At 45.3% G+C, this 11,971-nt stretch carries 8 protein-coding genes; 3 read left to right on the forward strand and 5 right to left on the reverse strand.

Annotation, left to right across the window (positions count from 1 at the left end):
* The first annotated feature begins 44 nt into the window (after positions 1-44).
* Positions 45-836, forward strand: coding sequence for a class I SAM-dependent methyltransferase (locus EHQ17_RS15545; protein ID WP_135590470.1), 792 nt, complete (start codon positions 45-47; stop codon positions 834-836).
* A gap of 38 nt (positions 837-874) precedes the next feature.
* On the opposite strand, the gene EHQ17_RS15550 is transcribed toward EHQ17_RS15545, so the two are convergent.
* From EHQ17_RS15550 to EHQ17_RS15570, 5 genes are all read right to left on the reverse strand, one after another.
* Entirely contained in the window at positions 875-1,063 is a 189-nt protein-coding gene (locus EHQ17_RS15550; RefSeq protein ID WP_135590469.1) for a hypothetical protein, read from the reverse strand.
* Positions 1,060-1,851, reverse strand: a complete 792-nt coding sequence (locus EHQ17_RS15555; RefSeq protein ID WP_135590468.1) for a pentapeptide repeat-containing protein — start codon at positions 1,849-1,851, stop codon at positions 1,060-1,062. The genes EHQ17_RS15550 and EHQ17_RS15555 overlap by 4 nt, the downstream gene beginning before the upstream one ends.
* A gap of 58 nt (positions 1,852-1,909) precedes the next feature.
* On the reverse strand, positions 1,910-2,113 hold the full coding sequence (gene rpmE / locus EHQ17_RS15560) for a 50S ribosomal protein L31 (RefSeq protein ID WP_135590467.1): 204 nt from the start codon (positions 2,111-2,113) through the stop codon (positions 1,910-1,912).
* 20 nt (positions 2,114-2,133) lie between these two features.
* The gene (gene rho, locus EHQ17_RS15565) at positions 2,134-3,588 is read right to left on the reverse strand and encodes a transcription termination factor Rho (RefSeq protein WP_135590466.1); all 1,455 of its coding nucleotides are present in this window, start codon (positions 3,586-3,588) and stop codon (positions 2,134-2,136) included.
* Between the two features lie 152 nt (positions 3,589-3,740).
* Positions 3,741-4,910 (reverse strand): transcriptional regulator, encoded by a 1,170-nt coding sequence (locus EHQ17_RS15570; RefSeq protein WP_135590465.1) that lies wholly within the window; start codon positions 4,908-4,910, stop codon positions 3,741-3,743.
* A 679-nt stretch (positions 4,911-5,589) separates the two neighbouring features.
* Between EHQ17_RS15570 and EHQ17_RS15575 the strand changes: the two genes are divergently transcribed.
* Both EHQ17_RS15575 and EHQ17_RS15580 read left to right on the forward strand, forming a co-directional pair.
* On the forward strand, positions 5,590-9,099 hold the full coding sequence (locus EHQ17_RS15575; protein ID WP_135594872.1) for a TPR end-of-group domain-containing protein: 3,510 nt from the start codon (positions 5,590-5,592) through the stop codon (positions 9,097-9,099).
* 281 nt (positions 9,100-9,380) lie between these two features.
* Positions 9,381-11,780: a hypothetical protein gene (locus EHQ17_RS15580; protein ID WP_135594870.1), complete on the forward strand. Its 2,400-nt coding sequence runs from the start codon at positions 9,381-9,383 to the stop codon at positions 11,778-11,780.
* Positions 11,781-11,971: the final 191 nt, after the last annotated feature.

The raw sequence follows: 11,971 nt of genomic DNA on the forward strand, positions 1-11,971 counted from the left end.
ATTTTTCCACGAAATCGCGCGTAAAGATACATTCAGAATTTTGAATGAAAGCCCAATCGAAATACGATACGATCGGAAAGACATACTCGGAAACGAGAAAAGCGGATCGTAGAATCGTTTCCGTAATTCTGGAACTTATAGGTGAAGAAAAACGAAACGTCCTCGATATAGGAGCTGGAACGGGAAACTATTCGATCGAGTTGGCGAAAACGGGATGTCGGGTTCTCGCTGTGGAACCTTCCGAAATCATGATAGGACAATCCAAGCTGCACGCGAACCTGCGTTGGATCCGAAGTTCCGTCGAAACGTTGTCGTTAGACGAAACGAATTTCGATGCGGCGATTTGTGTTCTTTCGTTTCATCACTTTCAGGATAAGAAACTGGCGGTACGAAAAATTTTCGAATGGTTAAAACCGGGCGGAAAATTACTGATTTTTACGGCCGATCCACGAATGACGGACGAAAACTGTTGGATAAAAAATTATTTCCGACCGTTCTATGACGCGGATTGTGAAACGGTTCCCGAACGAAAATGGATGGAACAATTGTTGGAAACCACGTTCGGGTCCAAGGTTCTGTTCAGAGACTTTCCGCTTCCTCCGGATTTGACCGACCAGTTTTTTTACGCGAATTGGAGATATCCGGAACGTTATTTGGACGAAGCCGTAAGACGGGGCAGCAGCGTTTTTTCGCTCCTACCCGAAACGAAATTGGAAGAACTTTTAAAAAATCTAAAACGGGATTTAGAAGACGGGGTCTGGGAGAAAAAATATTCCCGACTACGAGAATCGGATTCCTACAACGGCGGATATTTCTTTCTACTCATTTCCAAATAATCTACATCGAATCGAAACTTAGACTGCTTCGAAAAAAATCAAATAGGAACCACGTCCGCCGAAGTGAGGGATTCGATATTGTGCGTAAATCCTTCTTTGTCGTGAAAAAGAACGACGAGTTTTTCGTCTTCGAAGGAAATCACTTCTACGATCGTATTCGTATGAACGAAAATTCCGTTGTGAAGAAACGTACGTTTGACGATTTTAACCTTGTCGCCCGGTTTCATTCGGCCTCTTTGTTGAGATAAAGATCTTTTCCTTCTTTTTTCATCACGCTAAACAGATGGATCTGCTTTTGATCCAAACGCGTCCCGATATCGTAGATCGCATCCGTAAAATCCGCGCCTTCCACATTCGCACCCGCGAGTTTGGCCCAACGCAAATCGGCTCCGCGGAAGTTCGCGTTCCGCAGATCGGCGTTGTTTAAAAAAGAACCTCTGAGTTTCGCGCCGGAAAAGTTCGCGCCCACAAAGGAAGAATTCTGCAAAAAAGCATGACCGAGGTTAGCCCCGCTGAAATCCACTCCGTCAAAATTCTGTTTTTCTAATATAATGCTGGAAAGATCCTCTTCTTTGAGAGAACCTTTTTCTTTGAGAATTTCGAGCGCCTTGCCCGCTGTGATTCTTTTTTCCTTGGGAACTCCGGCTCCGCTTTCGTAGTCGCGTACCGCTTGCAAAAGAGCTGCAACCGCGGATTCGGGGTAATTCTTCCTGCGTTCCGGAAACTCGAACATCTTTTCGAGATCGGTGGGAGTCACTGATTTCAGTTGATCGATCGTCTTACCTTTTGCAAACTCGGTCGCCATCGCAAGCGCGACGATTCCAAAACCGCAACCGGTCGTGGTATAACTCGCATCGGTAACTTGATCGCTGGAATCGATTTTTAGATAAATGCGGTAACCGTCTCCGCAACCAACGTTTCTATAATTAGAAACGACGGTCGCATCCTCCATCTCTCGATAGTTGACTCGATCGTCGTTGATTTGTTTGTACCGTGCAAAGTCCATTACACTCATGAAATTTCACCTGCCCGGTTTTTAGACGGCATAAAGAAGGAAGGAAGAGAGAAATCTCTCACTGCATCTTGTATTTTTTCTTGAACTTGTCAACCCTACCCGTCGTATCAACGAGTTTGGATTTTCCGGTGAAAAACGGATGACAAGAAGCACAGATTTCTATATTGATATCGCCGATGGAAGTTCTCGTTTCGTAGACGGTTCCACAGGACGCACAGCTGATTTTTGCGGCTCTATAGTTCGGATGAATATCGGTTTTCATAAATTCCCTTTTTGAAACGCTTACTGGGTGTTCATGCTGGCCAAGAAGGCGTCGTTCGTTTTAGAAAGCCTCATTTTTTCCAGCAATAATTCCATGCTTTCCGTGATGCTCATAGGAGAAAGTACTTTTCGAAGGACAAACACTTTCTGAAGGACGTCTTTGGTGATCAGAAGTTCTTCCTTACGAGTTCCGGATTTGTTGATGTCGATCGCGGGGAAAATCCGTTTATCGGAAAGTTTCCGATCGAGGTGAATTTCCATATTACCCGTTCCTTTGAATTCCTCGAAGATGACCTCGTCCATTTTAGAACCGGTATCGATCAGAGCCGTCGCGATGATGGTCAAAGATCCGCCTTCTTCGATATTTCTCGCGGCACCGAAAAACCGTTTCGGTTTGTGAAGCGCGTTGGAATCCACCCCGCCCGAAAGAATTTTCCCCGAAGTCGGAATGACCTGGTTGTAGGCTCTCGCCAGACGAGTGATCGAATCCAAAAGAATGACGACGTCTTTGCCGTGTTCCACAAGACGTTTCGCTTTTTCGATGACCATCTCGGCCACTTGAACGTGTCTTTGCGCCGGCTCGTCAAAGGTGGAAGAAACGACTTCTCCGCGGACGTGACGCGCCATATCGGTAACTTCTTCCGGACGTTCGTCGATCAAAAGTACGATCAACGTACACTCGGGATGATTGGATGTGATCGCGTTCGCGATGTTCTGCATGAGAATCGTTTTACCGGTTCTAGGCGGCGCGACGATCAAAGCACGTTGTCCCTTTCCGATCGGACACATGAGATCCAAAATTCTCGTGTCGAGCATGGAAGGATCGTATTCCATCTTGAGTCGTTCGTTGGGATAAAGAGGAGTCAAGTTGTCGAAAAGAGCGCGTTTGCCCGCTACATCGGGAGTATAACCGTTGACGGTTTCCACACGAAGCATCGCAAAGAATCGTTCGGATTCTTTCGGAGGGCGGATCTGACCTTCCACCGTATCTCCGGTTCGAAGACCGAAGAGTTTGATTTGAGAAGGAGAAACATAAATGTCGTCCGGACCCGGAACGTAGTTATAATCGGGAGAACGAAGAAAACCGTATCCGTCCGGAAGTTTTTCCATGACGCCGGCTGCGTGCACTTGACCGTCTCGTTCGGCTTGTGCTTGTAAAATGGCGAAGATTAGATTCTGCTTTTTTAAGCCCCCCGTGTTTTCAACACCCAGGCCTTTTGCGACTTCGATCAAATCGGAAATCGCTTTTTTCTTGAGTTCTACGAGATCGATGGGAACCGGAGTCGGACCGTCATACCCTCCCCGTTTGCGCTTGCGGGATCTTTGGTCCGAGTTTTCGGAAGAATCGAATTCTTGGGATTCCTGACTCATCCCTTCTTCTTCGAAAGAATCGCCCGTTTCAGAATCGTTTTGGTTGTTGTGATTATGATTGGAATGTTGGTGTCTGTTTTTATTGTCTCGTCTTGCTGTTGCCATAAAGGAGCTACTTTGGGTTTAAAAAAAGGGAAGGGATTCGCCTTTTTGAGATTTTATTTTTGAGAATACAGAGTGGAGAAGAGATCGGTTAGATCGGCTCTAACCAAGAGATAAAGGATCGAACCGAAGGTTGTCAACGAAATTATTCAACGTTATTTCCTTTTTTTTGCGGAAGCCTTCGAACTGGAGGATCCTTTACCGGTTTTTGCGGAAGCCTTTCGAGAAGCCGACGCGACCTTTTTTCCGGCTTTGGAAAAAGTTTTTCTTACGGAGCGGGCTCCTTCTTTCGGACGGGTAGAACGTTCTCCCGGAATCACAATGTCCGGTTGTGGAACGGTCGGATTCGCTTTTTTTCTCGGAATCGGATTCTCCCGAGAAAGAGAATACCGGTTTTGTAGATCCAAAAACTTGATCCTGTTTTGAAGCGTCGTGCGAGGAACTCCGAGTTCCAAGGCGGTATGCGAGATATTATCCGCATTTCGTTTTAACGAATGATAGATAAACGAACTTTCCACTTCTTTGAGCATAGTTTCCAAAGGAAGTTTTTGGGCAAACGCCTCGCTCACGGAAGGAAATTCCAGTCCGCTTTCTTCCTGAAAATTTAAGCCCGAACGAGGAAAAACAAAATGATACAAATATCCCGCGATCTTAGAACCTTGTTTCAAAACGATGATTCGTACGTTACACTCCAATTCGGTCACGTAGGTTTGTAAGGAAAATGGCGAATTCCCATCCAATCGTAATTCGTTGGATTTTAGGAAGTTTGCCAAAAGATTTTTACTCATTTCCTTCAACATTCGTTCTGCGTGCAGAATGGAATCCCGGAAATATCGTTTAGGAAGGATTTCACGCTCGAAGGTTTCGTTGTAAAACGCCGCCCCCCCTTCCAAATCCGTAGCCAACAATCCGTCCGGAAAATTCTGAAGAATCAATTCCATGAACCAGGAGCGGGAGCTTTGTTCCAGTTCCCGTTTTTGTTCGATGGAAGAAATCGATTCTTCCGGTTTTTGTGCGGCCACAAGTTTACCCAGACCGGCGATCACCTGGATTTTATCCCAGTCTTCTTTTTTTTCTCCGGTTTGGGCGAGAACGGGAATTTGTTTTTGTCTCTGAAAATACTGAAAAAAAGATTCGGGGATTTCCGTTTCCAAAAGTGTTTCGGGTAAAAACGAATATTCCCGTTCGGAGGAACTCAGATCCGCCATTTCCATCTGAATGAGCTTACGGGACAAAAATCCTACGAGTTCTCCGGAATCATCCACGACCGGCAAATGGGTTGCAGGTGTCAGGAGAAAGTATCTGTAAATGGCTTCGATTTTCATATTCGGTTGAGTCGGGTCCGGATTGGTTCGTTGGTTCCGGTGCCGGAATTCGGTCAGAATACTCTTATTTTCCGACGGGGAAGAAAATTCCTCTCTTTTTTAGTGAAGAATCCGGGATTTAAAACGGTTTAAACTTAGCGCCACGACTGAGAGCGAGCAAGGGCGAGGCTTTGTTTGTCGTAGCAATTTGTGCGGGAACTCACACGTTTTCCCGAGCGAGGCTTTGGTTTGTCGTAGCAATTTATGTGGGAACTCACACGTTTTCTCGAGCGAGGCTTTGTTTGTCGTAGCAATTTGTGTGGGAACTCACACGTTTTCCCGAGCGAGGCTTTGTTTGTCGTAGCAATTTGTGTGGGAACTCACACGTTTTCTCGAGTGCGGCTTTGTTTGTCGTAGCAATTTGTGCGGGAACTCACACGTTTTCTCGAGTGCGGCTTTGTTTGTCGTAGCAATTTGTGTGGGAACTCACACGAATCAACCTCTACGGCATTATCAATCGATAAAAATCAAAATATCGAATTGTAAATCGAAAACAAAATCATTATAGAAAGATACATTCAATTTTTTGAAATTACTTGCAGGGATCGGATCGCAAAAGAACGTGCAACGATCTTAGGATATCTTCCGTAGTATAAACCACTATACAAACTCGGGATTTACCACAAGACCAACGACTGCTATGATTCTACAACCGACCGACTGGAACAAAACCGAATCTTCCGCCTACTACCGGGAATTTTTTCAGAAAATCGACGCGCTCCAATTCGAAGAAGCCGAAGAATTTCTAACCTTCCTTTTTCAAAACGCGGAACGCCAAAAGAAAAAAGGAAAACCTTCCGATTTTCTATTCCCGGAAGAAAAAAGAGAAACCGACGAAGATACGTTATACGCTCATTATCGAAGAATGATTTCCCAGTTTCATTTTTCCGAATCGCTCGAATCCAGAGTCGATCGGATTTTGAAAGATCTCGAAGAAACCCTACAAGACGAAAACGAAATGCGGGCACACCAATTTCAACCTTGGAACGGTTTACTTTTTCGATGCAGCGATTTTGAGTTTTGCAGCGCGATCCTGAACTCGATTCACTTCGATCCGAAGACGGGCCGAATTTCTCCTCGATTCGGATTGGACCTGGAAATGATCTGGGATGCGGATTCTTATCCGCCCGAAAAAAGTTCTGAAGTTTACGATTTTATCTACGATCTTCAAGAAGGAGAATACGAAATCGTATACAAAAACGAAACTATACCCGGAAAGGAACTTCACCTGTATGTGAAACTGATTCTCTTCACAAAGATGATTCGTACGATCGTGGAAACCCTACTCAAGGAAAAACGTTTTGCCGAAATTCCGAAAAAATTCCCGTTTTACGTGTTTATCGATTCAGAAGAATGTTACGATTATTCTCAAAAGCCATTTCTTTTCGAAATCAACAATCCGATAGAATTAAAATCCCTGCAAACGAACCCGCATTTCCCTTCCTATCAGAAGGCTTCGGAACTAAAAACTCAATTCTCGATGTTAGAAGAACTCCTCTTCTACCTGGATTTCCTGGAAAATCCGGAAACAGAAGAATATCAGAATATTCTAAAACTATTATCCTTCAATCAAGAATGGGTATCCAAAATCGAACAAACTGCCCGAAAAAAATTTCTCTCCTCTCACGAAACCTCCGAAACGGAACAGCACGACGGTTCAGAGGAAGAAAAATCGATCTCTGAAAAAATCACGAACGCCTCCCCGCAAAGTTTTACGAAACTATTCTGGGAATTGGCGAAAATCGACGAAACCCGACACGGAGAAACAGCTCGAAAATTCCAAACGGAAATCCTTTCGCGCAAACCTTTCGAACCGGAAGACAACTATCAAAAAGTAATTCCTTATATTCAAAATTTTACATATGAATTCGTGCTTTGTTTTCTGACGATTCCCGAAACGTTTAGAGAGGAATTCTTACCCCTGGTGGAAACGGAGCTCGTTTCTTTCCAAAATCATCCCCATCCGGCCTTCGCACTCCGTTCTATGGAAATAAGATATTGGCTCCGTTTATCCGGTAGAAACATCCACGATAATCCGCAACTCGTTCTACGTGCCGGCAAAAGTTTCCATCTTAAAAAAACCGACTGGGAAACCAAAGACCGACATCCTATTTTTACGGATCCTCCCGAAGAATATTTGAATCTTCTCATAGACCTCGTCGATTGTATGCCGGAAGAATTTCCTTGGTTCGGAGAATCTTGGGACTTCATCTTTCAGAGTCGTTTAGTGCCCTTGGGCAAACTGGCAAAACGTTGTGTTCCCGCGGTCGTTGCGGCATTGGAACGTTACAATCGATCCGGATTAAACGAATCCTGCACCTTACATTTGGCTCCGATTTTATATAAGATAGGTTGTAAGGACGTTCCGGAGTCGGTGCACAAACTTCACAAAAACAACCGTTTTTATCTGGAGGAATTTTACGATTCCTGGTCTCAACTCGTTCCTCGGGAGCGCTGGGTCGAATTTCTGGATCGGTTTAGAAATTTTCCGGAGGACTTTGCCGCCCCGCAAACCTGGGAACACGTTCTCTACGATAGCGAACCGGGATTCCAAGTATATTATGAAAACATTGAGGAACTTCCGGAACGAAATCGGATTTTTTACGCGTTATTACGCTCTTTAAAAAACGAACCGGGACCGGTTCTTAAAAAATTCTCCTTATTCTATTGCGAAGCGTTAGCCGAAACATCTTCGAAAAAGCGGGATCGTTTTTTCCAATCCGCGTCCGAAATTGCCGAATTATTAAACCTCTTAAGAAACGAAAAAGCGGAGAACGAAAAACTAAAATTCCTTTATGAATGCGCAGTATCCGCAAAAGCCATAGAGTTTTTCCTGGAGAATAAGCCGGATACTGCGGATATACTAAAACGAACGCTTACCGCCGTTCCCGACAACGGCTTATTGTATTTTTTGAAAGTAAATTGGGTCGAAAAAGAGGACGGCATCGGAAAAGCGATCGAAGAACTTCGCCTGTCACTTCGGATTCTATGGAAGAACGACTCCTCGACGCAAAATTCCCTTTTTTCATATCTACTTTCTTCGAATCGGGACTGGAACGAACTTTCTCGCGGAAGTTTATATTCGTTTTACAAAAAGACGAAAACGATTGTTCTAAGAAGATTGTTTACCGAAGGAAAATTTTCTAGCGAGCTTCTATCCCTTCGATTCGATCCTTTTTTGAATATCATTAAAAATGAATATTCTAAAATGGATACGGATGACCGAAGAATTATGATCGAAAAGGACACGGTCGAATTCGGAATTTTGGAAAAAATAGATTCGTTTTCCGACAACGATCTGGCCGCATTTTTAAAACCGGAAAACTCATCTCTGAATTTCTTAATCGCCTCCAGACTAGTCGAAAACGCCCGCGTGTTTTCGGCCGAGTTATTGCGGACTTTGGATTGGGAAACATCGGCTGAATCCGCGTTCCCACTGCTTAAACTTTTCTTTCAAGATTCTAGGTTAAAGGATAAACTTTTCTCCAATTCCGTTTTTCAGAAATTTCTTTCCTATTTTATTCTCGAGTACCGCGACGTTCCGGCGAAGGATCTGGCTAAAATTCTTTTTTCAAGATTTAAGGAAACGGAGAAATCGGATGTGATCGTCCAGGCGGCCAAAGATATGAATCCTGAAACGATCCTCAATTGTTTTATTTCTATCCATTGGGCGTTCCAGAGGGAAAACAAACTGCCCGAGTTGGAAATTCTGCTATCGAACGTATTACGACAAATCGATGTTAGGCGACCTGAATACGTGTTATTTGCGGCCAATCTTGCGGTAATTCACGTCCAAAACGGAAATTTAGAAAAGGGAAAGGAAGTATTCGAATCGTTATTCGCACAAGATTGGAGCCGGTTCGAATACCGAAAAGATACAGTTTCCGCTTTCACCAATCGCGCGTTAGACGAAGGTCCGAACGATCATCAGTATACGATCGCTTTTCGTAAGTATTACGCGATGGCTAAGTTTAACGCCGCGTGTCTATATTCCAAACTTCGAGAACCTGAAACCAGCGTCTCTCACCTACGGGAAGCCGTACGTCTGGAGCCGGAGCAATACAACAAAGACAAGATCCTCTCCGAAAGGGATTTTCGAGCTCTGAGCGAAACGCAGTCGTATCGGGAATTCCTAAGTTCTCTGAATTGAAAGAGGATACGCCGATCCACATTGAACCGACTGACGAATAAACATGGAATCCCGGGGAATGTAATACCGAATAGACCGCTTCTCTCTACAAGTTCAGCAATCGAACGACACTGTGTTTTTTTTGGGAGGTATGGATTCCCGATTTCTTTCCTTTCGGATTGTCGGTGATTCCGAACTTCGGAAATTATATAGCCCGATCGGAAAAATAGAATAAAACGGAATTCTCATTTGTTACATCTATGGATTGTTTTTTTATAAATCAGAGGACTACAAACTATAAAATGAAGGCTTCAAAGACTTTCTATTTTTGGTCCCTTCTTCTTTTGGAAATTGCACTGCTACAAGCTTGTATTCCCAAACCGGGGAGCGTCTCGGGGATCGACACCGCGATTTTTTCCAATTTTTTCACTTCCTCGCAAACTCCCATTTTTTTGAAAGTTCGCGTTTCGGGTCTCGCCTCCGGGGCTTCTTTCGCGATTTCGAATCAAAACTCCGAAGTCGTGACCGTTTTTGGAAACGGAGAATTCGCCTTTTCTCAGTCGCAGCCGAAATTCTCTAATTATAGCGTGAATGTCATTTCCCAACCGGTCGTAACTCCGAATCAAACCTGCGCAATCACGAATCCTTCCGGAATTTTGGATCCGAACAACAATCTCGTGGAAATTCAATGTGGGACCCGCTTCTTCAATTTGAGTCTGAACGTATTCGGAATTTCGGGGGCCGCCACAGGAAATCTGACCGCGCGTACCGGACCCGTGAATACTTTGACCATCAGTGCGGACGGAACTTATACGTTCCCTGCTCAGATTCCCGATGCGGGTTCGTACTCCGTCAAAATTCTCACGAATCCGTTTCGACACAAATGTATCTTAGAAGCGCTTCCGCCGGGAACCGGAACCATCAACGGCGCTCCTGTTACGGTTAACGTGAATTGTCTTAGTCTACTTACGGCCAATCCGCCGGCGCAAACGGTTCTTTCCTCCGTGCAACCTATTCAATTCACGTTCTCCAAGCCAGTTACCCCGCTCAGTTGTAATTTTGTCGCGCCCACGCCGGCGCCTCCTTCTCCCGCTTGTTCGGGAGATCTGAGCGGGTCCGCATTCGTTTTGAACGCGGCGAATTATAACGGAAATACGGTCACGATCAATCCGAATGCCAATTGGCCCGTCGGTCTAAATCAGTGTATTCAATTGGCAGGCTGCACGGAGAACGGAACGGGTCGAGTGTTTCCGATCCCCACTCCGGTCCGTTATTCCGTTGCGAATCAGATCAAATACGTTTCGCAAGGAGGTGCTACGGCGGGAACCTGCTCCACGGTCGCAACGGCCTGTGACAATATCCAATATGCGGTTTCGCTGTGCAACGGAACCGCTCCCTGTTTCGTGTTGGTTTCCCAAGGTTCGTATTCCGTTTCGACAGCGGTGGACAGAATCGTATTGGTCAATCGTCTGCAGTTGTTAGGCGGATTTAACTCCACGTTTACGGATCGGGATTTCGGTTTGTATCCGACTTCGATTACCGACGATCAAGGTCCGGGAGTTTGCGGCAATAACTTCGCCGCGACCTGTTCTCCGATCATCGGAAGTTTTTTGACCTTAGACGACGATATTCTCATCCAAAATTTCATGATCCGGACTAACGGAAACAATCAATGGTCCACGGGAATTCATCTTGTGAACGTTACTACAGGAGGAAACAATCTTACTATCAACGAAAACATCATCTTAGGTAGGGATTCCGCAGCAGCGTATAACTTAGGTACGGTGCGTTCCGGGATTTCGGCGAGTTCCGTCGGTGGGAATCTCGTCGTTTCCGGTAATTGGGTCGTGGGTGGTTCCGGGAATTCGTTTTCCGCGGGTTTGTTTTTATCGAACAACACCCGAGGTTTGATCTACGGTAATTATCTGAGTGGCGCTTCCACTGCTGGCGTAAATCCGACCCTCGATTTGTCCATGGGAATTTATTTAAGTAATGCAATCGTTAGCAACACGCAGTCCTTAGTGATCGCGAATAACGTTATCAATTCTCATTTTATCACCTCGGGAGTCCCTGTAAACACGGGGATTTCGGTCGGAATCAACGGGTTCTCAGTGAATTCTCCTAATATATTCGTAATTCATAATACGATTTTCGGCGGTTTGGGAACTCTGGAATCCTACGGTATAAAACAGGAAGATTTTTCCACTGCGAATTTAATCTTGAACGTCATCAATAATCAGATCTTCGCGAATCTTTCTTCGACCACGATGAGCACTTGCATTCATACCGGAAATACCGTGGACCCGGGGTCGGACATTCGAGGAAATAATTTATTCAACTGTCTTAGAAAGGTCGATTCGAATCCCGGTCAGTATGATATTTGTGGTCCTGGTCCCGGTGCTTTGACGATCGGCGGTTGTATCGTTCCGCTCACTACCGCGACGCAAATGAATTTTAGAGTTCCGCCCGTTTTCGCGGCCGCGACGGGGGCCACGGAAGTATTTCGTTTAGCTCCGAGTTCTAAATGTTCCTCCGTTTTTGGAGGTGTGGATCCGGGTTTCGGCTTTCCTCTGTCTCAATTCTATCTTTTGGATTTATTGGGTTCCCCGAGATCTTTCGATGGGCCGCCTGTCCCGGTGCCCGCCGGATCTGCAGGATTTTCGATCGGGGCTTTTGAGCAAAATGCTGGCTGTTCTCCTTGATTGCGCTCGGGAAAACGTGTGAGTTCCCACAAAAATTGCTACGACAAACAAAGCCGCACTCGAGAAAACGTGTGAGTTCCCGCAAAAATTGCTACGACAAACAAAGCCGCGCTCGAGAAAACGTGTGAGTTCCCGCACAAATTGCTACGACAAACAAAGCCTCGCCCTTGCTCGCTCTCAGTCGTGGCGCT

Source organism: Leptospira gomenensis, assembly GCF_004770155.1.
GTDB classification, from domain to species: Bacteria; Spirochaetota; Leptospiria; order Leptospirales; family Leptospiraceae; genus Leptospira; species Leptospira gomenensis.

Bases quoted from the DNA above. Each gene is read 5' to 3' on its own strand.
- rpmE (WP_135590467.1), bottom strand. From the start codon at position 2,113: ATGAAAACCGATATTCATCCGAACTATAGAGCCGCAAAAATCAGCTGT.
- EHQ17_RS15580 (WP_135594870.1), top strand. From the start codon at position 9,381: ATGAAGGCTTCAAAGACTTTCTATTTTTGGTCCCTTCTTCTTTTGGAA.
- rho (WP_135590466.1), bottom strand. From the start codon at position 3,588: ATGGCAACAGCAAGACGAGACAATAAAAACAGACACCAACATTCCAAT.
- EHQ17_RS15575 (WP_135594872.1), top strand. From the start codon at position 5,590: ATGATTCTACAACCGACCGACTGGAACAAAACCGAATCTTCCGCCTAC.
- EHQ17_RS15545 (WP_135590470.1), top strand. From the start codon at position 45: ATGAAAGCCCAATCGAAATACGATACGATCGGAAAGACATACTCGGAA.
- EHQ17_RS15570 (WP_135590465.1), bottom strand. From the start codon at position 4,910: ATGAAAATCGAAGCCATTTACAGATACTTTCTCCTGACACCTGCAACC.
- EHQ17_RS15555 (WP_135590468.1), bottom strand. From the start codon at position 1,851: ATGAGTGTAATGGACTTTGCACGGTACAAACAAATCAACGACGATCGA.
- EHQ17_RS15550 (WP_135590469.1), bottom strand. From the start codon at position 1,063: ATGAAACCGGGCGACAAGGTTAAAATCGTCAAACGTACGTTTCTTCAC.